A 24,898-nucleotide genomic window follows, 5' to 3' on the forward strand; every position below is an offset into this window, starting at 1 on the left:
ACTATTAGTACTTATAATCTATTGATTTTATAGGGTTTGCAAATAAACTTATATATTGCAGCCACTTCCAAATGAAAGGCATAGAAAATCAACTCACAGTATGCGAATTCTTATTTTCGAAACAGCCTTTCGCGGAAATATTTAATTAATCGCTCTGCTAATCGTATATGCAACGTTCACTACTACTCCTCCTAATTCTCGTTCTCCCTTGCACAACCTACGCTCAGGTTCCGGATCGGAACGCCAAAATTGTGTTCCCGCAAGAGCAGGTTTGGATAGGTTATTTTAATCAGACGCGACTAACCAGGCACGTTGGCCTCTGGCTTGACGTTCACCATCGGCGTATCGATTTCCTGGACCGCCCGAATCAAAACTTGATCAGAGGTGCTTTGACCTATTATGTGGCTGACAACGTTCGGCTCATGGCTGGTTACGCGTTTGTCGGCTCCTATCTGTCGCCGAGTGGCGTGGTTCGTCCGGAACATCGGCCGTGGCAGCAAGTTTGGTGGTCGGGTCGAAGCGGTCGCTTTAACCTGACGCAATGGGTCCGGACCGAACAGCGGTTTAATCGCAGTATTCAGGGTGATCAACTGGCCGATGGGTACGGGTTCAACTGGCGATTCCGGTATAATTTTCTACTACAGATACCCGTCAAAGGGGAGACCATCCAACCGGGTGTGCCGAATTTTGTGCTCCAGGACGAAGTGTTCGTAAACGCCGGTAAGCAGATTACCTACAACTATTTTGATCAGAACCGCTTCTTTGTGGGTTTATCGTACCCGTTTACCAAACACCTGCTGCTACAGGCCGGCTACATGAACCTTTTCCAGCAGCAGGCGGCTGGAAATACCTTCACTAACAATCACACCCTGCGATTATTCCTGTTCCACAACCTTGATTTCAGGCCGCAACAACCAGCCCCCTAGACATAAAAAAGCCGCTTGATGTAAAATCAAGCGGCTTTTTTATGTAAAACGAAAAGCAGGCTATGCTGCGCGATTGCTCTGCGGTCGACGCAGGTTCACGTTGCGTAGCGGTGTACGAGCCTCTTCGACGGTTTGCTCCGACACGGCCCCAATGTGATTGGCCCGCTTCAACACGTAGTCGAACGGCAGATTGAAATAGTTCGAAACCTCGCTCCGGAAACTGTCGGGAAACTTCGACAGCCGTAGTCCGAAAAACTTGCGAACCTCAGCTTCGGGCAGTAGAGCCGCCAGCGCCACGCGTTCGGCTTCGGCCAGCAATTCGGTCCGCGACGGATATTGATGATCGAGACCAATTGATGCCGTCAGTACGTTCAGGAACAGATTTTTGTACATTCCTGACAATTCAGCCGGCAGAATGACCCAGCCCTGATTCCGGAAGATCCCGGAAAAACCGGTCAGGCCCTGTTCGCCCCGAATGTCGCCGGCAATCATTTCGGCCGGGAACCGGAGTTGATCGGCGCCACTGTCGCGGTCGGCTTTCTGGAGCCGATAGACAACGGCCTCAACGGGGCTTTTCTGAAACAATAAGTTGGCGGGTATAACCTGAGTGCTTTCCCACTGGTCGGTCATCCGCAGAAAGAGGCTTTCATTGACGGCCAGGTTGTCAGGGCCACCGAGGCTGACAAGCATCCGGCGAAAAGCCGCCAGAAAATCTATTTGAAGCTGGTTTGGATTGTTTTTGAGTCGTGCCATTACGCGTTCCGCCAGGCGTTGTCCCGGCGTCCATTAGTACGGTTGTCCGATTGAGACAGGACGGTAAATATACGTAATGGAACGCAGATGACAAAGTGTTCAGCAAAAGAAAGTTAGGCTGCTGTTTTCCCCTCATGCGGTGGCTTCGGTCGCTGGATTGGGTACTGAATTTATCACAACCCTACGGTTAAACGCAGGCCAGGGTATACGTTTTTGAATAAGCCGGTAAAATAAAATTCGGGCTGGACTTTGAACAGCCCATAATGATACACCGTGCTGCTTACGCGAAACGTGTTTGGGTCAAAGTAATTTCCCCTGCGATGAACCGGCACACCGACATACAGGCCAAGGAGTGTACGACTGGAAGCCGACGTAAGCCCATTCTTATTGAAGCGATAAAAGGTAAAGCCAACATTCAGAAAGTCATTTCTGAAGGTGCGGAAGCGTCCATCACCTGCCTCCCGAAAGAAAAAAGAAGACGTATAGCCAATTGTATACCCAACGTTGTAGTGACGACCCGGAACAAACTGAGCGTCCAGGTTAAATGAAGGAACCCACTGACTACGAATCAGGCCTACGCTTATCCCGGGCGAAAATCGAATAAATGGACTTCGTGCCAATCCGGGATTGACAAACCGGGGCGCTTTACCCGCTTCCTCAATGAGATCAAACGACATTTTGGAACTTGTCAGATCATGGCCTTTATACTGTTCTACCGATTCAAATGCCTGATTCAATCTGGCGTTCAATCCACCATTTTTCAAGAGCTGTTCAATGCCATCCAGGTTATTCACAAATAGCTGAATCGAAACGTCGTAATAGGGTCGCTGATTACCGGTCTGTCCCCAGACGATCAACAACGTATCCTGAGCGGTCTTTACCTGAACCGGCTCCTCATCGTCGCGGAACCGAAACGACAGGGTCCGTTGCGGGGTTGTTCGTAAGTCAAGCGCCCGATCAGTTGGCGACAGTCGGAAAAAGGCATGCGTTGCCACGGTTGGGGGCTGGGCACTATCCCGAACGACCCGGTAATCGGCAACGAACAGGCGCAGTACCGAATCTACGTTCCGGCGAGCCTGAATTTCGGCGTAGCGGGTAAACCCAACGAGGAGCGTATTTCGTTGGCCCAGATCAATCTCAATATGACTCATCCAATCGTTTGTACGGTTGGAGCCAGACGCCGTTAATCGTCCCTGAACCTGTTGGGCAACAATAGTCCCATCCATGCTCAGCATGAGCGCGGTAACCAAGAAAAGAATTCGCATACTTACTGGTTTGGTTTATTCGTTAAGCGGAGAATAATTGGCTTTGCTATTTCACCTTCGTCAGGCTGCAACTCCCCTTCATCACCCAGACGCACGACGTTTCCGGTCTGGTAGAGCTTCGGGCGTTTCTCATCCTCCGCCTGTAGTTCGTTCGCGTGTACTACCCGGAATTGGCGTTTAGGAACCGTAGCCAACGCTTTTGTGACTTCCGGCGTCGAAGGTATTGTTTCAGCAACAATGCGTAGGGTTTCAGCGGGCATCGCTGTAATGGCCTCAGTCAATTTTGTTTGCTCGACCAGGTTCCTTTCAGGTACGTTTACTCGTCGGACAGGCCGCTCTCGAACTACTTGTGCCGACTGATCACGAACAGCGGTTCGTTGCCGCAGATCCAACGGTCCGACCGGCCTGTTGGCTGGTATCGATGCGGCTGGCGGCCGATTTATAACCGACGCACCCTTTTCAGCAGGCGTCAGCTCTACATAAAGCCAACTTATCAGCAGGACTGATGCGCAGGCTGCGGCCAGCCACCAGACAGTGCCACTACGGCGTTGCGGAGCTGCCCCCTGCAATCTGGGATGCATCTGCCTCCATACCTGATCAGCGTTGAATGCAGAGCCGGGTGGCGGTGTATCAGGCAGATCGTTGATCGCCTGCCGCACCAAGTGGTCAAGAGGTTCGTCGGGTCGCTTCATAGCCATAACTGGTTAACCATTCCTGCAACAGAGCGCGGGCCTTGCTCAGTTGTGACTTCGATGTATTCTCGCTGATAGCAAGCCGCTCGGCAATTTCCCGATGGGTATATCCTTCGATTACGTACAGATTAAAGATGGTTCGGTAACCCGTTGGTAGCTCCCGAATAAGTGCATAAATCCGTTCGGCATCTAACCCCATATCGGGCAAAGGATTCGAATCCGGCTGAATACCGGCCATTTCCTCTGGCTGAAAAAGTGGCAGGCTCCGGTTTGCCCGCAGGTGCTGTAAGGCTTCGTTCACAATAATACGTCGAAGCCAGGCCTCCAGCCCCTTATCGTCACGGTAAGTAAAATCGCTGATCCCCTGAAAAGCCTTCATAAATCCATTCATCAACACTTCTTCAGCGTCTGACTCGTTACGGACGTAGCGCAAACTCACCCGAAAGAGCCGATTAGCATACTGATCAAACAACCGTTTCTGCGCAAAGGCATTGCCTCGTTTGCATTGTTCGATGAGTTGCTGATCCATTTTTTTGGCTGATGCGGGTTTACATCTGCATAAATGCGGGTTTTCCTGAACGGGTTGCCTGAAGGTATAAAAAAAGTGCCGGTGGCATGTCGACATACCACCGGCACTTTTTGTAAAGTGTCTCTATACCCTACTCCTGCTCAACTGAGCTGGCTCCCGATACCTTCGAGTTCAGCCGGGGGGTGCCGCGATACCGGACTTTGCTGGCTCCGCTGGCCGAGACGTTCAGGGCGTCCTTCACCCGGATCTGCACGTTGCTGGCACCCGATACCTCCAGATCAGCCGTTTCGGTTAGCAGATCATACGCGTTGAGCTTACTGGCCCCCGATACGTCGCCCGTCAGGCCGCTGCTGCTGCCGTTCAGCGTAAGCGTCGATGCGCCCGAGATAGCTGTAGTCAGGCGGGTCGTCGACACGGCTACGTCGGATTTTGATGCCCCAGACAGGGTAACGTCCATACTGTTCACATTGGGAAAGCCGCTGATCGTTGACCGCGATGCCCCCGAGAAGTTAATTCCCCGCAGCGTCGGCATCGTTATCGTGATGTACATATCGTGATGCCGGTTACGCCGGTAATTGTCGTATTGCGCCGTCAGCGTTCCGTTTCGTACGGCTACGACCAGATCATTGACATCGCTTCGGTTTCCGCGCGCTTCAACGGCAAAGGTAGTACCCGGGCGTACGGTTATGCGGAAGGCGCTGCCCATGTCGAGCCGGTCGAAACCAGATACCGAATACGTTTGGGTGGTCTCTTCATAAGGACCTGAGTCCTGGCAGGACACAAAAACCAGAGCAAAAAGGGCCATCAGGGCCAGTTGAAAAAAAAGAGGTTGTCGTTTCATACGAATAAAGTATTTGTTGTGTGACACCCCAAAGGTCATATACCCCTACTCCTTCCTACAAGTCGCCTTTACTGAACCAGCGAATATGCGTACTGAAAACGACGAATTGGAGGATAAACAGTATAGACTCTATCCTCTGTAAGACAGGACGTAACGGGCCAGTATCCACCCATACAGCACAACCGATAAACACGTTCTTCGGACGGTTGAAGGTATTTTTTCATTTCTAGTCGCATAAAAAAGCGCAGCGAGTTTACACCCGCTGCGCTTCGATTGGCATTTTTGTATGGTCTTACTCCACGGTCACTGACTTGGCCAGGTTACGGGGCTGGTCAACGTTCCGGCCGCGCATCACGGCGATGTCGTAGGCCAGCAGTTGCAGCGGCACCACCGACACCAGCGGCATCAGGATTTCATGGACTTTCGGAATCTCAATGGTGAAATCAACCATGTCCGGTAGCTGCGTATCGCCTTCGGTCGTGATGGCAATGACGCGCCCCTTGCGCGCTTTTACCTCCTGAATGTTTGACACGACTTTCTCGTAAGAGCTATCCTTGGTAGCAATCACGACAACCGGCATATCTTCGTCGATCAGCGCAATCGGGCCATGCTTCATCTCGGCGGCCGGGTATCCCTCAGCGTGGATGTAGCTGATTTCCTTCAATTTCAGGGCACCTTCCAGCGCCACGGGGAAGTTCAGCCCACGGCCGAGGTAAATGAAGTTACGGGCGTAGGTGAAGATATAGGCAATCTCCTTGATCTTCTCAGCGGCCTGCAACACCTTCTCTACTTTCGCCGGGATGCTCTCCAGCTCTGCCAGCAACTGCCGTAACAGACTATCGGCAATCACACCTTTACGTTGAGCCGCGGCCAGGGCCATCAGTGTCAGCACCGTGACCTGGGCCGTGAACGCCTTCGTACTGGCCACTCCGATCTCAGGCCCCGCATGGGTATAAGCCCCCGCGTGCGTTGCCCGGGCAATCGACGAGCCAACTACGTTGCACACACCGAAAATGGTAGCCCCTTTCGACTTGGCCAGTTCGATGGCCGCCAGCGTATCGGCCGTTTCACCCGACTGCGAGATGGCAATGACGATATCCCCTTCGCTGATGATCGGATTCCGGTACCGGAACTCCGATGCGTATTCAACTTCAACCGGAATCCGGGCCAGCTCTTCAAAAATGTATTCAGCTACCAGCCCGGCGTGCCAGGACGTACCACAGCCAACGATAACAATTCGCTTCGAGGCTGCCAGTTTGTCCAGGTAATCGCGCAGTCCGCCAAGTTGAAGATGCCCTTCGTCGGCATTCACACGCCCCCGCATACTATCGGCAATGGAACGCGGCTGCTCAAAAATCTCCTTCAGCATGAAGTGATCGAAACCGCCTTTCTCGATCGCTTCCAGTTCCAGTTCTACCTTGTGGACATACGGCGTCGTGGTTGTATTATCGAGGGTAACGATCCGCAGTGCACCGTCTTTGATGACCGCGATTTCGTAATCGTTCAGGTACACTACGTCTTTCGTATACTCAATAATGGGCGTTGCATCGGATGCGCAGAAGAACTCGCCCTCACCAATGCCGATCACCAGCGGGCTGCCTTTACGGGCCGCGATCAACTGGGTAGGATCATCTTCGGTCATGATCACGATGGCATATGCCCCAACTACCTCCTGCAACGCCAGCCGAACGGCCTCTTCGAGCGTTCCGCCCTGATTTTCCCAGATATCCTCGATAAACTGCCCCAACACCTCCGTATCGGTTTCGCTGGCGAACGTATGCCCTTTCCGCAGCAGGTTCTCTTTAATGGCCGCGTAGTTCTCGATGATGCCGTTATGGATGATGGCCAGCTTTCGGTGGAACGAGTAGTGTGGGTGCGCATTCACATCGTTCGGTTCGCCGTGGGTAGCCCAGCGGGTATGCCCCATCCCGATTTTTGCATGCAGGGTCCGGCCGCTGAGTTCGTGTTCCAGCGCCGACACCTTTCCCTTCTTTTTATACACCTTGAGACCATCGCCGTTCAGCAGCGCTACGCCCGCGCTGTCGTAGCCGCGGTACTCAAGCCGCTTCAGCCCTTTTATGACGAGCGGACACGCTTCCCGGTGCCCGACGTATGCTACAATGCCGCACATAGTTGGTTTTCTGGTTTCGGTTGATCCTGCAATTGGCTATATAGTCAGGGGCAAGATACGGCGAAATGCCGACATGTCAGGACCACCTGTAACTGATCTTATTAAGTTGTAAAATAGCAAAACCCACCGGCACTACCTACCCGTGTTCTGGCAGGTGATACCGATGGGTCCGATGTTAATTAACGAGAAACCGTGTAGAACACGATCAGCTTTGCGCTGGCATCGCCGTCCAGCACAGCCTGCGTTACCTGATCATTGACGTAGTAATACTGTGCAAAGGACAACCCACCCTGACTGTTCACCGGCGACAGCGAACTCAAACCCGGTGTAATGATCGCCAGACCATTGTTGGGCGTCAGTCCCGCGATGATTGATTGAAAATAGCCGCTCAACTGAACCGTATACGACTTCGTCCGGCTATCATACTGAGCCACCTGCGGAGCTGTCCACGAGCTTTCGATCCGGTCGAACAGCACCTGCGGAGCCTGAACCAATTGCAGGAACTGATTCGGCGTCGTGCGTATCAGGCGGTTCTGTGCGTTCACTTCACCCAGCGCCAGGAAAGGAGGCAAATAATACAGTCCGCTCGGCGGAGCCTTGGGCGTAATGATCAGATCGGCCCGGTTAATGGCAATCCGGCCCTGCTGCTTCAGGTTATCCAGCCCCGGAAACTGTAGCTTGGTCGTTACGCCGGTCGCCGTTTGGATGAACGTCCGGCCTCCCACGGCCGACGGCCGGAGTGCCTGCTGCGGCCCCAGATTGGCTAATGGTGTTCCCGTCCGGTCGGCTTTAATCTGGTTGAATCGGGCTCCACTCAGCAGGAAATCCTGGGTCGAGCTGGTCGTTGCGCCGGTTTTGTGGTAGAACAGCCGGACGAACGCTATGCTGTTGGCGTCGATTGCTTCAAAACCCAACAGAGCCGCGTTCGTAGCCGACTGCGACGTAATGGCCAGTCCCCTGAACTGCTCCTGGAAGGCAGCATTCGTTTTCGCGGCATCCTTGTTCGCAATCGACAGCAGATCCCGCCCAAATGCATCCGACACGGTAAAGCTTACCTGACGAGTCGTATTGGGCTGGGGCGTAATGGTGCGCCGGGCAATCGGCTCGCTCTCGTACGGTATGCTGGTGTTGATGTCGTAATTGATCGTTGTACTAAGCGGCTGCGTCAATCGATGAACACGAAGTTCCTGCGACTGAAGCGTATCGCCGTACACATACGACACTGTCACATACAACCGTGTTGAGTCATAGACCAACTGCTCGGCCGGGATCGCCGTGCTTCCGTCTTTCGGCTCGAACGTAATACCACCGAGTGACAGTTGAGAGTACGCAGTTGCCTGAATCTTCCCAAACGTTGGGTCCGAATAGCGCCCTACCAGAAAATTCTTACTCAGGTACGACCGGGTCGAATCCAGCAGGATGGTCGACCGCTGTACGCTGATCGTATCCGTATAAAAGACGTCCACCGGCGTGGTGGGCGGAAGACCAATTTCTTTCGGCTCTTCGCAGGCAATTACCCCCGCTATCGCACCGGTCAGCATGATCAATCGTACGAGGGTTGGCCTCGTAGGACCAAATTTAGCCAGCCAGTTGCGTGTACAGGTTGTAATAGCGGTCCGCGACATCCTCATCTTCGGTAATTTCAAATTTATGTTCTGGTAGTTCATTCAAAATGGCGTTCAGGCTTTCGCTCGACTCTTCGTCGGCCCGTACCACCGCATCTGCGTAGGTAGAGCCAATCCGGATAAAGCCCTGAAAATCCGCTGACTTCAACGCTTCCAGCATGGAATCGTCGATGTCCATCATGCGGGCCTTCTCAATGATGTCGCCATTGAAGCGGTGCTCAAACGCATTGTTGTAGACCGTAAAGACCGACTTGGTGTCCTTGAACATGGGATCATTCTTGTAGGTCGTTTTGAGATACAACGGAATCAGGGCCGTCATCCAGTCGTTGCAGTGCACGATATCTGGTGCCCAGCCGAGCTTCTTCACTGTTTCCAGCACTCCCTTGCAGAAGAAGATCGCCCGCTCGTCGTTGTCCGCGTAGAAGCGGTTCTCTTTGTCATGGAAAACGTACTTCCGCTGGAAATAGTCTTCGTTATCAATAAAATAAACCTGCAATTTAGCCGTTGGAATGGAAGCAACCTTGATTATCAACGGCTTTTCCTCGTCGCCCACCGCGATATTGATACCCGACAGCCGTACCACCTCATGCAGCCGGTTTTTGCGCTCGTTGATCAACCCAAAACGCGGCACGAGAATACGAATTTCCATGCCCCGCTCCTGCATGGCCTGTGGCAATTTGCGGACAAAATCAGCAACATCAGATGTTTTCAGGAAAGGGTTGATTTCGCTGGCAACGTAGAGGATACGTAATTTGCTCATATAGTACGGACGGGATATGATGATCGAGTTTACCTAAAAAACTTGCAAAATTATACAATTTTTTCCCGTATTTCAATAAGCTTTGCGCAAAAAAAGCGAAGGGTCAGGAACATAAAGTAAGCCATTCGGGTAACTTATTTTGGACAAAACCCTGGTTATTTCCGGTTATCTGCCAACCCTGCGTTCCTGTTTTCACTCGTTCTGCGCTCATGCATTATTTCGATACCATCGCTGCCCTCCGAAGCTTCTTGCACGCCAACCGTACCACCCAGCAAGTCGGTCTTGTGCCTACCATGGGGGCTCTGCACAGCGGGCATCTGACGCTGATTGACGCGGCCCAACAACAAGCCGATCTGGTTGTTGCGAGCATCTTTGTCAACCCGGTCCAGTTCAATAACCCCGACGACCTCGCCCGCTATCCCCGTACGTTTGAGGCCGACCTTCAGCTACTCGAAGCAGCGGGCTGCGACGTAGTGTTTGCCCCATCGGCTGATGAAATGTATACGGAGCCACCCCTCCTCCGGCTAAACTTTGGGGAGCTTGAAACGGTCATGGAGGGGGCCTTCCGGCCGGGACACTTCAACGGTGTCGGTATTGTGGTGGCCAAGCTGTTCAACATCGTGCAGCCCGACTGCGCCTTCTTCGGGCAGAAGGACCTGCAGCAGGTGGCTGTCGTCCGGCGATTGATCCGCGACCTGAACTTTCCCATCGAACTGATCCGTTGCCCAACGGTTCGCGAAGCCGACGGCCTGGCGATGTCGTCGCGCAACCGCAACCTTACTCCCGAAGAACGCGAACTGGCCCCGGCACTGTATCAGGCCCTGACACTCGCCCACGATCTGCTCGCCGAAGGTCAAAGTCCCGCGCACGCCAAAGCCGCCGTTACGGGGTATTTCGCCACCCGGCCCGGTTTCCGACTGGAGTACATTGAGGTAGCCAATGCCGATACGTTACAACCGGTAGCTGAAGTGCTGGCACCGGGGCAAACAGCGGTTTGCATCGCGGCCCATTTAGGCAAAGTGCGGTTGATTGATAATGTGGTGTTTTGAGTAACTAATTTAGTTATAACACATTGTTCAGAAGGCGGCTGCAAAGCGGTGGAAAAGGGCGTTATTATTCCCTTCCAAGTCAAACCATATGGGTTACTGTATTTTATGGTGAAGTCCTTAATAAAAGAAGCTTGAGAACCACTGCCAGGCGATTCCCCTGCATTTCTTTCTACAACTTCTGCAAGGTGCATAAGACGCTTCGGGTTACACCGGCAATGGAAGCGGTGTTGGCAAAGAAACCAATGATAATTTAGTAGATCGTTGAACTGACGGAAGTTTACTGAAAACACCTGAAACGTTAAAAAACCTTAATCAGCACTAACTGATTAAGGTTTATCTATATCTTCACAAGTGCACAAAACTGCCTTCGTCATGAAAAAGACACAAGCTATCAAGAAAATAGCCCTAATCCTGCCAGTGATTATGGGTATTTTATTTTTCTGGGTGGTCATTCTCTCATATGTCGAGCGGGGCGAAGTCGAATTAAATCTAATAGGAATAGGTGGTGTCCTTCTGGTTTTGGGCAATATCCAATACATGCTTTCAGCTTCCCAACGAATTTGAGTCATGCCGAAAATTTTTCAAACTGAGACACTACCCGATTACGGCTCCGCAAAATAGAAACTGAGTGGTTTGTAACGGATATTTCATGATCATTTACCGGCGAGACTCCGGCAGAAAGGTCACCGAAATTACGTCTTTAGTTGTGGCAAACCGACGGGCTGTATTCTGTAGATTTTCGGCCGTAGCGGCTTTCGCACCTGCGTTGGACTGAATCGGCCAGTCACCGGCGTAAATTGAACTCCACAGAAGCAGATTCCAGACATAACCGCTTCGGCGGGCATACGCTTCATTCTGCGCAGCCCTAGCCTTAAAAGGTTCTACTTCGGCATCCGTAATCGGCTCCTGAAGCAACCGCTTCAACTCCGCGTTGACAACTGCATTGACGGCGTCTACCTGATCCGGCTGACAAGTTACCTGGACCAGCAAACCGACCCGGCGATTCCGCTGACTGACTCCATTTATAAGACCGCCGGACTCTTTCGCGACCAGAACCTGGCCACTTAGTCCGTCTTGCTTCAGACGTTCACTCAGGCGTTTCCGAAAGATGCGGGCAAAAACTTCTATCAGCTTGGTTTCACCCGGTGCCACCGTCTTGTACGTAGTCAGATGTACCTCACTCACTACAGCAGAAGTTGCTTTGGGTAGATAATACACTTTCTGCAAGCGCGAAACCGGAAAACTACAATCATCACGTAGTTGCAACCGAGTCTTTTTAGCCGTCGAAGGCCAATTGCCAGGGTACTGTTGTAGCAGCCCAATGACGGATTCCAACTCAAAATTGCCGGTGATGGTACACCTGATCTGATTGGCATTTCCGAAGGCCTCCCTGAATAGGGCCTGAGCCCGGACCGGACTGATGTCGGCAAGATCATCGACGGTTAATTGGTCTCCCGGGCAATTCAGCACTTGGCGTAATGTATCCGATACGATTTCTTCCAGGCTTGGCTCCCTCGCCGGGCGAATCGTTGCCGGGCGACGATACCCTGCTATTAACTTCCTTAGAGCCGCCCGATAAGCGGATGTGTCTGCTGAAGGTTGGGTAACAAAGGCATGCAAAACCTGAAAAGCTGCTTCCAACTGGCTTTTTCCGGTTTGTAAGTCAAATCCAGTGGAAAACCGGTTTCCCGTCGGTGAAACGTAAATCCGGCGATTTTTCAGGTAGGTTTCCAGTTGTCCGGGATCCAGATTAGCGACACCCGACATTCGGACCAGATAGCTTGCAATACGCAGCGTTGTTACATCCCGGCCAGAATAAGCAGTTGGCCGGTGCAGACGCTCCAGTTTAATGTACACATTGGAATCAGCGGGATTAGTTGAGTTGCCCGTTACGGGGCGTAGGGCTACCTGAAGGCCATTTGCCAATGTCACATACGTAATGTCAAACTCGGCCTGGAACTGCCGCTTCGCTATGCCCACGGGGGTTAATTTGGGTAAACGTAGCGTGTCTGAATCAGGTTGAGCAAACGCTAAAGCAGGCAAGAACCAGAAAAGAAGTAGTCTCATATGATGGCAACGTCTTTAAAAGGCCATTGCGTATGATGCTAAACCGATAGTTACTCCACAATTCGGAACACCATTTTGGCCTTTTCCCGCGAGAGGGCATTGAAATGCCACCATTCAAACTCAATGGGGCTAAAGCCACCGGCCCGCATGGCCTCGCGCAGAATGCGTCGGTTTTCGACTTGCTGCTTCGTTAGTTTGCCCGCTTTCAGCAGTTCTTCCTCCTTCGATGGGTAAGCCAACTCACCGAAGAAATCGTATTTCGTGCCCATGTCCAGGGCTTTTCCATCCTTCGTCGCCACGGTCAGGTCAACGGCACAGCCGTAGTTATGGATAGACCCTTTCCGTGGATCGGCCACGTACTTCTGGCGCTCCCGCTCGGGCAGGTCGGGTAATGCGTTCCAGAGTTTCCACTGGGCTGCGCGGGGTCGGGCCGCGTCATACACCAGCAGTCGCAGATCGGGATGCTGCTCCTGAAGGTACCGGCTCGCCTTCGCCAGCTTCTGGGCCGCCATTGGCTGCATATACGCTCGGGTCAGTTCTCCGTACACGTCCTTACCCACAAAATTATCGGTCGTCGAATATTTAAGTTCGACCAGAATACTCGGGTCCACGTTCTGAACATCCACGAGCTTTTGGTTAATCATCGCCTGTTCGAGCGATTGAGCTGACAGGGTGAATGAGTGAACAAGTGAATACGTAAGCAGGGCGATTAAGCTAATTTTCATAGAGTTGTCACGCATCAATTCCAAAGAGGACGTTTACGATCGATGACGGTCGTTGCAAATAAATAAAAAACGGCCTACTTTGCCCGTTATTCCATATTCTTACATCTGCGGAATCCGCGCAATCTGCGGCCATGGCCTTAAACTACATCTGGGTTGCTTTCTTTCTTGTTGCCTTCGTTGTTGCGCTCATCAAACTCATCGTCTTCGGCGACACCGAAATCTTCAAAACCATTGTTGAGGGGCTGTTCGATTCGGCAAAAGTGGCCGTCGTCGACATTGCGCTGCCACTGGCGGGTGTCATGACGTTCTTTCTGGGCCTGCTCAACATTGGCGAGAAAGCCGGAGCCATCAACTTCATTGCCCGGATCATTGGTCCGTTCTTCAATAAGCTGTTTCCGGAAGTACCGAAAGATCACCCGGCCAACGGCCAGATGATTATGAACTTCTCGGCCAATATGCTCGGCCTCGACAATGCCGCTACGCCCTTCGGCCTGCGGGCAATGGAAAGTCTGCAAAGCCTGAACCCCAATAAAGAGTCGGCCTCAAACGCGCAGATCATGTTTCTGGTCCTGCACACCTCCGGCTTGCAGATCATTCCGCTCAGCATTATGGCGCAGCGGGCGATTCTGGGGGCTCAGAACCCGGCCGACGTCTTTATCCCCTGCGTCATCGGTACGTACGTAACAACCGTGGTTTCGATGATTGCCGTGGGCATCCGGCAACGTATTAACCTGTTGAACGGAACGGTAATCGGCTGGCTGGGCAGCATCACCGCCCTGATTGCCCTGGCGCTCTGGGCACTAAGCGGCCGACCAAAGGAAGAAGTCGAAGCCATCTCGAAGGTGGTCGGTAACGTACTGTTGTTCTCGATTATCGTGGCATTCGTCACCGGGGCGCTCATCCGGAAAGTGGATATTTTCAGTACGTTCATCGAAGGTGCGAAGGGTGGATTTGACACGTCCGTGCGCATCATTCCTTACCTGGTCGGGATGCTGGTGGCCATCAGCGCCTTCCGGAATGCCGGAGCGATGGACTACCTTGTCGACGGCATGAAGTACCTGATCGGTCTGACGGGCGTAAACACTGATTTCACGGATGCCCTGCCGGTTGCCCTGATGAAACCCCTGAGTGGTTCGGGCGCCCGGGCGCTCATGATCGACGCCATGAAACAGTTCGGTCCCGACTCGTTCGTTGGGCGGCTCGTCTGCATTTTCCAGGGGTCGGCCGATACGACGTTCTACATCGTGGCGCTGTATTTTGGCTCGGTCGGCATCAAAAACACCCGTTACGCCATTCCGTATGGCCTGTTTGCCGACCTGATTGGTGTGCTGGCGGGCATTGCTCTGGGCTATCTGTTCTTTCACTAACTCCACGGGTCGTTTTCCAAACAATCCGGTTGGACGAATTATTGTATCCAGACAACTAAAGACACACCCCAACTATGAACATTAACCAGGTTCGCGAACAACTCCACCGCCTGATCGACGAAGTGGATGATTTATACGTACTCAACGGACTGTACCGGAATCTGCTGGCCGATAAACGCCAGCGCGATGAGTACGAGAAAGAACAGCAGGCCAAGGCTAACACCGAGAAAGGCCGGTCGGCCCGGCGATCGTAACGTTCTGCTTAAAGTACCCCGGCCAGTGCGTTGATACTAAGGGCTATGATCACGGTGTTGAAAATAAAGGACAGCACACCGTGCAGCAGAGCCGTACGGCGCATCTGGCGGGAGGAAATCTGTACGTCTGACACCTGACTGGTCATGCCAATGACGAAGGCGAAATACGCGAAATCCAGATAGTCGGGTTCCGGCTCCTGCGGAAAGTCCAGACCACCCAGCGGTTTGGCCAGATGAGGACTATCGCCGTAATACAGGTGGGCGTACCGCAGAGCGAATACGGTATGCACCAGACTCCACGAACAGATTACGGCCAGCAACGCCAGCAAAATGTGCTCTCCCCGATGCCGATCGTTCATTGCGTTCAGTAACGCAACCACCGCTGATAAGCTCGCTATGGCGGCAAAAACAACAAAAAGGAAAATGAAGGTGCGACTGGAATCCTGAATCCGGGATAATTTCGGTAATTCGCGGGGGTGCGCATCCAGGATGGATGTCCACATCAGGCTAAGTATCGTCATGGCAAACGATACCCAGGCGATGGTGATGCGATCGGGCCAGTTCAACCGGCCGGGCAGCAACGCCAGCACCAGCAGCATAACACCCAGCGCAATCAGCAACCGATGGTGAGCATCTAAACGACTAATCCGATGAATGTAAGCAGTCATGAACGTGGGCAATCAACCGAGCAGAAAAGTAAGGAAGCCGCTGCTACGATCCAACCAAAACTTTCGGCCTTCGACCTGACCATGATTGTCGTTAGTCTGGTCATCGGGATTGGTATTTTCAGAACCCCTACTCTGGTGGCTCAGTCGGCGCAAACACCCACCGTCTTTTTCGCAGCCTGGATTGCAGGTGGCCTGGTCAGTCTGTGCGGGGCCCTGACGTATGCCGAAATCGGTTCGCGTTACCCCGTAGCGGGTGGATTTTATAAGCTCATCTCCGAGGCCTTCCATCCGGTGTTTGCGTTCATGCTGAACTGGGTCATCGTGCTGACCTACGGAGCCGGTAACATTGGTGTCGCCCTGATCGGTGCTGAATACATCAACCCCCTGCTACCCGACCCGCTTCGCGGCACTGACGGGATTCGCGGCACGGCCATTGCCACCGTCCTGCTTTTCTACGTCATTAATCTGCTGGGCATTCGGTCGGGGGCCCGCACTCAGAACCTGCTGAGTGGTCTCAAGGTGGTACTGATGCTGATTCTGTGCGCCGGTGTGTTCGTTACGCCGAGTCTGGCTTCTGCCGGTTCATCCGCTGCACCGTCTTCCCAATCAAGCCTTGGAGCCGCCTTTTTTGTGAGTCTTATCGCCGTCTTTTACACCTACGGTGGCTATCAACAGGTGCTGAATTTTGGGGCTGACATCAAACAACCGACCCGGAATGCGCCCCGGGGCGTTATCGGCGGCATGTTGCTGATCATGGCCCTGTACCTGAGTCTAAACTACGCATATTATCGGCAATTGGGCTTTGAAGGACTGGCCGGATCGAAGCTGATCGCGGCTGATCTGGCCCGGGCCTTGTTCGGCGACTGGGGTTTCGTGCTGTTTTCCATCGCCATTTTCATCTCCGTGCTGGGTTACCTGAATGCGAGCCTGTTATCTCTGCCCCGCGTCTACTATGCCATGGCCGACGACGGCGTTCTGCCACCCATCTTCAAACGCGTCAACACCCGTACCCAGACGCAGGAATTCGCCCTGACGTTCCTAGTGGTTATCATGTTATTATCGCTGTTTTTCCTCGGTACGTTCGAGAAAATTGTCAGCTACGTTATGTCGGTCGACAGCATTGCGCTGGCTAGTGCAGCCGCTACGTTGTTTGTCTTTCGCCGTCGGGTAAAAGGCAATGATACATTCACCGGATACCGGGTCTGGGCGTATCCATGGCTACCGTTGCTCTTCATCGGCTTCCTCGTCATTGTCTCCATCAACGTAGTGCTGAATGACCCCGGTCCGGCGGCCATTGGCTGGGGTCTGTTTCTGAGTGGCTGGCCGCTGTATTATCTTTTAAAACGACTGGTTTAACCGGAGCGCTCTGGTTACCCGCAACCCACAACAATGGACGTATCCTACATTCTGAACGAACTGGGCGAAGACCGTCATCAGTATTTCAACGCCATCGCCCCTCCCATCATCCAGACCAGCAACTTCACCTTTCCGAACGTGGCAACCATGCGGGCTGATCTCCAGCATGAGCACGACCGGCATTTTTACACCCGCGGCAACAACCCCACGGTCAAGATATTACGGCAGAAACTGGCCGCCCTGGAAGGCGCCGAAGATGCGCTGGTGCTGGCCAGCGGTAGTGCCGCCATCGGGTCGGCGGTGCTGGCCAACGTAGCACAGGGCGACCACATCGTATCCGTTGCCAAACCCTATAGCTGGACGGAACGGCTCATGCGCGATTATCTGCCCCGTTTTGGCGTCACGACTACGTTCGTTGACGGCACCGACCCGGCAAACTTTGAGCGGGCCATCCAGCCCAACACCAAGATTATCTACCTTGAGTCGCCCAACTCCTTTACGTTCGAGTTGCAGGACATTGCGGCCGTAGCACAGATCGCCCGGTCGCGGGGCATCGTAACGATGATCGACAACAGTTACTGCACGCCCTTACACCAGCGCCCGATTGAACTGGGCATCGACATCACCCTCCACTCGGCGTCGAAGTACATTGGTGGGCACTCTGACCTGGTGGCCGGTGTAATCTGCGGGTCGGAAGCCATGATCCGGAAGATTTTTTACGGTGAGTACATGACGTTCGGCGGTATCATCTCCCCACAGAATGCCTGGCTGATGATCCGCGGGCTACGTACCCTGCCGCTCCGACTCGAACAAAGCAGCCAGAGCGCCCGGCAGATCGTTGCCTTGCTGGAAAGCCATCCAGCGGTCAGTCGGGTGTATTATCCCTTCTCCGAAACACATCCTCAATATGAACTGGCACGTCGGCAAATGACTGGCTGCGGGGGGTTATTAACCTTCTCGCTCAACACCAACCGGATCGAAGATGTCGATACGTTTGCGGATTCACTCAGGCGTTTCATCCTGGGGGTTTCGTGGGGCGGCCATGAGTCTTTGGTCTTTCCGGCCAGCATCGGGTTCGCCATACCCGATGAAAACTCTCATGAACCAACTCCTCCAACACAGTCCGGCTTCAATTTAGTCCGGTTGTACATTGGCCTTGAAGAACCACATGTGTTGCTGGACGATTTGAAACAGGCTCTCGACGGTGTTTTGCAACAGTCAATTGCTTAATAGACAGGGGGTGGCTGGCTGCCCGGACAGTTTAGTGGCTGCCTGGCCACCCCTTTTTAACAACGCTCTATTAATTGTACGTTTCTAAGTTCAGAACCCCAAACAGCAGCATTTATACCTAGTTAGCTACGGCCGTTTAATCAACGATTTACCGGCAAAATAAACGCCGGTTCATTCTCATCAATCTATATAAACATTATAGGAATTAAAATTAAATATTGACTTATAATCATTGAGCAAAATATTTCTTAATAATATCAATTTAATCAAAATAAAATTTGCCTTCTTGATTTTGCCTCTATCTTTGTCAGCGAATTACTTTTCAGTGCTCATAAAGTTGGTTCCGCGGGCTTGGTTTTGTGTTTATTCTGTACAGTAATTCCTAGTATCTCCCACACTCGATTCAGTCGATGTCGCCTGAATCTGCTATGACAACATACTGCCTGATTTAAGCGAATTGTGCGAATGGTCCGCGTGGGTTTACCATGTTTTTTCAACTTTACCATCTGATCTATGAGAAAACTTCTCATCTGGACCCTGCTACTGTGGGGAATCAGTACCGGCTTTGCCCTGGCTCAGCTTACCCTCTCCTCTCCTCAATCACGCATTGTTTACCAACGAAACCAGGCCAACCAGGGCACGGTCTGGGTAGCCGGTCAGGCACCCGCCGGAACCTCGCGCGTTGAAGCCCGGCTCGTTCCCATCAGCGCCGGTCAGGGCAGCCCCACCGACTGGACCGCTATCAATATCATTTCCCCCAATAAATCGTTTAGCGGCACCATTCCGGGGCGGGGTGGGTGGTACCAGCTTGAAGTTCGGGCCTTAGCCGACAACAACGTACTAGCCAGCGCCGGCGTCAGCCGGGTTGGCATTGGCGAAGTCTTCATCGTGTCGGGGCAATCCAATGCATTCGGCAACGACAACGCCACCGGGGCCTTCGATGACCGCGTTTCCTGCCTTGATTTCAAAGACGATAACCTTAATGAACAACTACTACCTGTAACGTTCAGCCACGCCGACGGTGGCCGCAGCATCGGCCCGTCGAACCCTATGCACATCTGGGGCATGCTGGGCGATAAACTCGCCAGCCGACTGAACGTACCGATTCTGTTCCTCGGCGCGGCTCAGCCCGGTACGTCCAGCGAGCAATGGCGCCGGTCGGCCGAAAATGCTCCTGAATACGCTCAGAACCTGTTTCCATATCGCCGGCTGGGCGCGGCTTTGCTTCACTATGCCAGCCGGACGGGCCTGCGGTCGGTATTATGGCATCAGGGCGAAGGCGACGTAGGCAACGACCCGCAGCGGTACTTCGACAACGTTCTGTTCCTCATCAACAAAAGCCGCCAGCAAACCAGCTACGGTTCACTGGCCTGGGTCGTGTCGCGGGCAACCTACGTGCAGGGCCGCACCGACGGCAACATCATCAATGCCCAGAATCGGTTGTCCAACGAGGTACCCAATGTGTTTCCCGGCCCCAGTACCGACCAGCTTACGGGCGCTGATAACCGGCCTGACGACGTGCATTTCATGGGGGCCGGTCTACCCCGCCTGACCGACCTGTGGGACCAGAGTCTCAACGATAATTTTTTCAGCCGTTCGCAGCCGCTCAGCCCATCGGGCGACCGGCCCGCTATTACGACCGGCTTTGTGCTGCCCGCCAGCGTCAATGCCGGCCAGGTTATTTACGTACCTTACGTAAAAAACGGGCCGTTTGAAGAAGGTAATCAGTTCAAGGTACAAGTGCTCAACAGCGACGGTGGAGTGGTAAGCGAAATCGGCACCGGAACGGGTAATCCGCTACAGGTAACGCTGCCGGGTTCACTGGCTCCCGGTAACTACCGCGTTCGCGTTACGTCGACCCAGCCGGCGTTTACGGGTACTCCCAGCGACGTATTTCAGGTTGGCAACGGTCCGGTACAAACGCCCGCTAACCCAACGCAGCCTACCCAGCCCAGCGAGAACGGCGGAACCCCTAACGAAGCCATTCGGATGATTGGGTACAAATACGACGCTGTTTCGCACGGTTTTCAGTTGCTGGTCAATGCGACCGGCCCGGTCGAGGTTCGTCTGCAACGCATCGATGGTGGGCCGTTTGGCGGTGAAACCAACTGGGATGCTCCAACAACCAGTTCAGACTTTGCCGGCTTTACGCATTACCGTTTTTACCCACCCATCGCGGCTGGTGTAGGCGGTGTCGAGCCGGGCCGTTACCGGTTGTCGGTACGTCGGCAAGGCGATTCTGGCGAGGGCGTCTGGAGTGACGTCACGCTGCTGAACGGTAAGTTTACTACGTATACGGCGGGTGATAACGTCCAGCCTACCCCTGCACCGGTACCCACACCGCCCGCGCCCACACCGGCTCCGGTACAGCCAACACCCCCGCAGCCCACTACCCCGCCCGTGGTTACCAACCCCACGCCCACCGACGGCCGGATTCGCCGAATCGGCTACAAATACGACGCTATTTCGCACGGATTCCAGCTTCTGGCCGACGCATCCGGCGCGGTCGAGATGCGGCTCGAACGACTGGATGGCTCGTTCAGCGAAACGAATTGGGGCCCCGCTACGGCCAGTACGGAGTACAGCGGCTATACTTATTACCGTTTCTACATGCCTCCTGTGATTGGCTTTGGGGGCGTTGAGGCTGGTCGTTACCGGCTATCGGTACGTTCGCAGGGGGATAGCGGCAATGGCGTATCGGCCGAAGTAACGCTGCAGGATGGTGTGCACGAAGCCGCGGTGGTTAGTGGTAATCAACCGCCGACTACGCCTGTTCAGCCACCGACCCAGCAGCCGGCCCCACCGGTTCAGCCGCCGGTCAGTTCAAACCCAACACCCGACGGAACAATCCGAACAATCGGCTACAAATACGATATGCCAACGCATGGCTTTCAGTTGCTGGCTGAAGCGTCTGCTCCGGTTGAGATGCGGCTCGAGCGGCTGGACGGTCCGTTCGGTGAAACGAATTGGGGGCCTGCTACCAACGGCAACGACTACATCGGCTACAACCAGTATCGGTACTACGCTCCGCTGGCCGTTTATCCAAGCGGCATCGGCGTGGGCGGAGTTGAACCCGGTCGGTATCGGCTATCGGTGCGTCGGCAGGGCGATACGGGCGACGGCATCACGACCGAAGTAACCTTACAGAACGGTGTCTTTGCGGTCTACTCGCCCTCGGCCCGCACGGCTGCCGTTGAACTGGCCAGACAGCCCGTATCAACCGAAGGAAGCTGGCGGGTATGGCCCAATCCGTTTGTCGATGAGGTGACCATCAGCGTACCAGCGAACCTGACCACTAGCCGACTGCGCGTCGTTCTGACCCAGTTGAACGGCTTACGGACTGAGATTACAGGCAACGATCTACGTCTGGAGGCCGGACAGTTACGAGTCAAAATCGGTGCATCGGCCGAAGCATTTTACATTCTTCAGATCCTGGACGGCGTTCGGCCGGTTCATTCGCAGAAGCTGATCCGGCAACCGCAGCTCCTTCCATAACGTATTTTTATACCCCACAAAAACAGCAGGCCACATATGACCTGCTGTTTTTCTGTATAAACGGTCGTCGTCAGCAGGCTGGACTTTTGTACTTTTGTCATTCACTACAAATTGCTCTGAATATGGCCTGGTGCCGATCGATATTGTTTGCTTTTTTCGGCCTACTTTTCTCCACCGTAAGTTATTCACAGACTCCATCTTCTACGGCCATCGATCCGGATGCCGGTGAGCTTTCTCCTACACCTCCTACGTTTCTGCAGTTGTCGGATCAGGCCAGCCGCTGGGCCGATTCGGTGTTTGCCGGCCTGACACCCGACGAGCGCATTGCCCAGTTGATCATGGTCGCGGCTTATTCGAACCGTAATCAGGCATATGAGGACTCGCTGGTGACTCTGGTCCGGACATACAGACTCGGCGGAGTTGTTTTCTTTCAGGGCGGGCCTATCCGACAGGCTAAGCTGACCAACCGGCTACAGGCCCTCTCGCAGGTGCCCTTACTAGTGGCTATGGACGCGGAATGGGGCCTTGCTATGCGGCTCGACAGTACCGTGCGCTACCCTTACCAGATGACGCTGGGAGCCATACAGGGCCACGACGAACTGATTTACAGGATGGGGGCTAACCTGGCGCGGCAGTTTCATCGGTTGGGTGTGCATGTCAACTTTGCTCCTTCGGTCGATGTTAATAATAACCCTAATAATCCAGTCATCAACTTCCGGTCGTTCGGTGAAGATAAGTTTACCGTAACGCGCAAGGCCCTGGCCTACCTCCGGGGCATGGAAGACAACGGCCTGCTGACCAGCATTAAGCACTTTCCGGGTCATGGCGACACCGGCACCGACTCACACTACGACCTGCCCGTAATTACCAAAAGCCGGAAAGAGCTCGATAGCCTTGAACTTTATCCTTTTCGGCAGCTCATTAATTCTGGCGCTTCGGGCGTGATGGTTGCGCACCTCAGCATTCCGGCTCTCGATAGCACCCGAAACCGCCCATCGACCCTTTCGCCTGCCATCGTATCCAATCTTCTCCGCGACCAGCTCGGCTTTCGGGGGCTGATTTTCTCGGACGCGATGAACATGAAGGGCGTGACGAAGTATTTCCCGTCGGGTCAGGCAGATCGGCTCGGCCTGGAAGCGGGTATGGACGTACTGGAATTTACGGAGGACGTACCGAAAGCCATTGCGCAGATCAAACAGGCCGTCAGCGAAGGCCGGCTTTCCCAGGCCTCGCTGGATGCCCGCTGCCTGAAAGTCCTGCGGGCCAAAGCCTGGGCCGGGCTGAACAAGTACAAGCCCATTGTGCTCGACAATCTGGTGCGCGATCTGAACCGGGTGCAGGACGACCTGCTTAACCGGCAGCTCACCGAAGCCAGCCTGACGGTGGTCAGAAACGACATGAATCTTCTGCCCCTGCAACAACTGGATACCCTCCGCATTGCCTCGGTGGCGGTTGAATCAGACGTACCAACGGCGTTTCAACGCATGCTGGGTAACTATACCCAGGTTGACCACTTTTTCCTGACCTCAAAAATGGATGCGGCATCCATCGCCAAAGTTCGGGATACGTTGCAGACGTACAACCTGATTCTGGTTGACGTACACCTGAACAATATCCGTCCGGCGGCCCGCTACGGGATGCAGCCCAAAACGGCCGGTTTCGTCAACGACCTGACGGCTACCGGCAAGGCCGTTGTGACGGTGTTTGGCAATGTGTACACGCTGAGCAAACTGCCCGGTCTGGAAAAAGCGCGGGCTATTGTGATGCCGTATCAGCTCACCAATTACACGGAAGAGCTATCGGCCCAGTTGATTTTCGGCGCTATTGGAGCCGACGGTAAACTCCCCGTTACGGTCGATTCGACGTACCGTTCGGGCGATGGCGTCACCATCCGATCGCTGGGTCGCCTGAAGTACACCATTCCTGAAGAAGTTGGTATCGATAGCCGATTCCTGACCCGTCAGGTTGATTCGCTGGTTTCGGTGGCTATCAGCCAGAAGGCCATTCCCGGCTGCGTCGTGCAGATGGCAAAAGACGGCAAGGTCATTTTCCGGAAGGCATACGGCTCACAGGTGTATGATGCGTCGCTGGGCGTTGCGCCCCGCTCAACCCGGCTCGACGATCTGTACGACATGGCCTCTGTTACCAAGATCAGCACCTCAACTCCCGCGCTGATGCGCCTGGTCGACGAAAAGAAATTCAATGTAGACGGCAAAATGGCTGATTACCTGCCTTCCTACAAAAATTCGAACAAGGCGAACCTGACGTGGCGGAACGTACTGACGCACCAGGCCGGGCTGAAAGCCTGGATTCCGTTCTGGCGCGACACCAAAAACCCCGACGGTACGTACAAACCCCGCACGTTCGAGAAAGAATATTCCCGTCGTTTCCCGATCGAAGTAACCGATAGTCTGTTTGAGTACCGGGGCTATCCAAAAGAGATTTTCGATCAGATTCGGGAATCGCCCCTGACCCCGCCGAAAGTCCCCGGCGTACCGGAATACGTATACAGCGACCTCTCCTTCTACCTCTATCCGCAGATTGTGAAGCGGCTGACCGGAGTTGAGTTTGAGGAGTATCTGAAAAAGACATTCTACCGGCCACTTGGTGCTACCACACTCACCTACAACCCGCGCCGGTTTTATGCACTCGACCGGATTGTACCGACGGAATACGATTCACTGTTCCGCGAAACACTCATCTGGGGCCGGGTTCATGACGAAGGAGCCGCCATGCTGGGCGGTTTATCGGGCCATGCGGGCCTGTTCGGAACGGCCAATGACCTGATGAAACTGGTAGAGATGTACCGGCAGAACGGCAGCTACGGCGGGCAGCTATTTATTTCGCCCCAAACCCTGAGAGAGTTTACGAGCTACCAGTTTCCGAGGTTCGGCAACCGACGTGGTTTAGGTTTCGAAAAGCCGTCGTTTAAGTTCACCGGCAACGCTCCCCGCTCGGCGAGCCCGGCCAGTTTTGGCCACTCCGGGTTCACGGGTACGTTCACCTGGGTAGATCCGGCCTACAACCTGACGTACGTCTTCTTATCGAATCGGGTATATCCTACCCGGAACAATAATAGGATTAGCGAGTTGAATACCCGAACGAACGTCGCCGAGGCCCTTTACCAGGCCATTCAGCGCGGTATGCCTACAGCACCTTAGAGCG

General features: G+C 53.9%; 20 protein-coding genes. 9 read left to right on the forward strand and 11 right to left on the reverse strand.

Annotated elements, in window-relative coordinates; translation table 11 throughout:
• Positions 1–167: 167 nt before the first annotated feature.
• The gene (locus tag BN8_RS20940; protein ID WP_009283936.1) at positions 168–926 is read left to right on the forward strand and encodes a DUF2490 domain-containing protein; all 759 of its coding nucleotides are present in this window, start codon (positions 168–170) and stop codon (positions 924–926) included.
• Positions 927–986: 60 nt separating this feature from the next.
• Here the strand turns inward: BN8_RS20940 and BN8_RS20945 are convergent, their stop codons facing one another.
• The 8 genes from BN8_RS20945 to BN8_RS20980 all read right to left on the reverse strand — a co-directional run bounded on the left by BN8_RS20945 (position 987) and on the right by BN8_RS20980 (position 9,522).
• Positions 987–1,679, reverse strand: a complete 693-nt coding sequence (locus tag BN8_RS20945) for a hypothetical protein (protein ID WP_009283937.1) — start codon at positions 1,677–1,679, stop codon at positions 987–989.
• Positions 1,680–1,852: 173 nt separating this feature from the next.
• On the reverse strand, positions 1,853–2,944 hold the full coding sequence (locus BN8_RS20950) for a hypothetical protein (protein WP_009283938.1): 1,092 nt from the start codon (positions 2,942–2,944) through the stop codon (positions 1,853–1,855).
• A gap of 2 nt (positions 2,945–2,946) precedes the next feature.
• Complete coding sequence (locus BN8_RS20955; protein ID WP_040006400.1) at positions 2,947–3,636, reverse strand: hypothetical protein; 690 nt, start codon at positions 3,634–3,636, stop codon at positions 2,947–2,949.
• Positions 3,611–4,165: an RNA polymerase sigma factor gene (locus BN8_RS20960; protein ID WP_040006401.1), complete on the reverse strand. Its 555-nt coding sequence runs from the start codon at positions 4,163–4,165 to the stop codon at positions 3,611–3,613. Before BN8_RS20960 ends, BN8_RS20955 begins: the two co-directional genes overlap by 26 nt.
• A 130-nt stretch (positions 4,166–4,295) precedes the next feature.
• A complete protein-coding gene (locus tag BN8_RS20965; RefSeq protein ID WP_040006684.1) occupies positions 4,296–5,006 on the reverse strand; it encodes a head GIN domain-containing protein in 711 nt (236 codons plus the stop codon).
• Positions 5,007–5,298: 292 nt separating this feature from the next.
• Positions 5,299–7,137 (reverse strand): glutamine--fructose-6-phosphate transaminase (isomerizing), encoded by a 1,839-nt coding sequence (gene glmS, locus BN8_RS20970; RefSeq protein ID WP_009283943.1) that lies wholly within the window; start codon positions 7,135–7,137, stop codon positions 5,299–5,301.
• A 179-nt stretch (positions 7,138–7,316) separates the two neighbouring features.
• Positions 7,317–8,678, reverse strand: a complete 1,362-nt coding sequence (locus BN8_RS20975; protein ID WP_040006402.1) for a DUF4270 family protein — start codon at positions 8,676–8,678, stop codon at positions 7,317–7,319.
• Positions 8,679–8,715: 37 nt separating this feature from the next.
• Positions 8,716–9,522 (reverse strand): glycogen/starch synthase, encoded by an 807-nt coding sequence (locus BN8_RS20980; protein WP_009283945.1) that lies wholly within the window; start codon positions 9,520–9,522, stop codon positions 8,716–8,718.
• Between the two features lie 209 nt (positions 9,523–9,731).
• Between BN8_RS20980 and panC the strand changes: the two genes are divergently transcribed.
• Both panC and BN8_RS20990 read left to right on the forward strand, forming a co-directional pair.
• Positions 9,732–10,571 (forward strand): pantoate--beta-alanine ligase, encoded by an 840-nt coding sequence (panC, locus tag BN8_RS20985; RefSeq protein WP_009283946.1) that lies wholly within the window; start codon positions 9,732–9,734, stop codon positions 10,569–10,571.
• A 372-nt stretch (positions 10,572–10,943) separates the two neighbouring features.
• Positions 10,944–11,135: a hypothetical protein gene (locus tag BN8_RS20990; RefSeq protein WP_040006403.1), complete on the forward strand. Its 192-nt coding sequence runs from the start codon at positions 10,944–10,946 to the stop codon at positions 11,133–11,135.
• Between the two features lie 93 nt (positions 11,136–11,228).
• Here BN8_RS20990 and BN8_RS20995 read toward each other — a convergent pair whose 3' ends face one another.
• On the reverse strand, positions 11,229–12,638 hold the full coding sequence (locus BN8_RS20995; protein WP_009283947.1) for a M16 family metallopeptidase: 1,410 nt from the start codon (positions 12,636–12,638) through the stop codon (positions 11,229–11,231).
• A 50-nt stretch (positions 12,639–12,688) separates the two neighbouring features.
• The gene (locus BN8_RS21000) at positions 12,689–13,363 is read right to left on the reverse strand and encodes a M15 family metallopeptidase (protein WP_009283948.1); all 675 of its coding nucleotides are present in this window, start codon (positions 13,361–13,363) and stop codon (positions 12,689–12,691) included.
• A 131-nt stretch (positions 13,364–13,494) separates the two neighbouring features.
• On the opposite strand from BN8_RS21000, the gene BN8_RS21005 reads away from it, so the two are divergent.
• Entirely contained in the window at positions 13,495–14,730 is a 1,236-nt protein-coding gene (locus tag BN8_RS21005; RefSeq protein ID WP_009283949.1) for a spore maturation protein, read from the forward strand.
• A gap of 74 nt (positions 14,731–14,804) precedes the next feature.
• On the forward strand, positions 14,805–14,984 hold the full coding sequence (locus tag BN8_RS21010; protein ID WP_009283950.1) for a hypothetical protein: 180 nt from the start codon (positions 14,805–14,807) through the stop codon (positions 14,982–14,984).
• A gap of 8 nt (positions 14,985–14,992) precedes the next feature.
• Here BN8_RS21010 and BN8_RS21015 read toward each other — a convergent pair whose 3' ends face one another.
• Entirely contained in the window at positions 14,993–15,652 is a 660-nt protein-coding gene (locus BN8_RS21015; protein WP_009283951.1) for a DUF1345 domain-containing protein, read from the reverse strand.
• On the opposite strand from BN8_RS21015, the gene BN8_RS21020 reads away from it, so the two are divergent.
• The 4 genes from BN8_RS21020 (at position 15,635) to BN8_RS21035 (ending at position 24,894) form a co-directional block, all read left to right on the forward strand.
• On the forward strand, positions 15,635–17,008 hold the full coding sequence (locus BN8_RS21020; RefSeq protein WP_009283952.1) for an APC family permease: 1,374 nt from the start codon (positions 15,635–15,637) through the stop codon (positions 17,006–17,008). The two genes, BN8_RS21015 and BN8_RS21020, sit on opposite strands and share 18 nt — an antisense overlap.
• A gap of 33 nt (positions 17,009–17,041) precedes the next feature.
• On the forward strand, positions 17,042–18,238 hold the full coding sequence (locus tag BN8_RS21025; RefSeq protein ID WP_009283953.1) for a trans-sulfuration enzyme family protein: 1,197 nt from the start codon (positions 17,042–17,044) through the stop codon (positions 18,236–18,238).
• A gap of 513 nt (positions 18,239–18,751) precedes the next feature.
• On the forward strand, positions 18,752–21,733 hold the full coding sequence (locus BN8_RS21030; protein ID WP_009283954.1) for a sialate O-acetylesterase: 2,982 nt from the start codon (positions 18,752–18,754) through the stop codon (positions 21,731–21,733).
• Positions 21,734–21,855: 122 nt separating this feature from the next.
• A complete protein-coding gene (locus BN8_RS21035) occupies positions 21,856–24,894 on the forward strand; it encodes a serine hydrolase domain-containing protein (protein WP_009283955.1) in 3,039 nt (1,012 codons plus the stop codon).
• Positions 24,895–24,898 lie beyond the last annotated feature (4 nt).

Source organism: Fibrisoma limi BUZ 3, from assembly GCF_000296815.2.
GTDB classification, from domain to species: Bacteria; Bacteroidota; Bacteroidia; order Cytophagales; family Spirosomataceae; genus Fibrisoma; species Fibrisoma limi.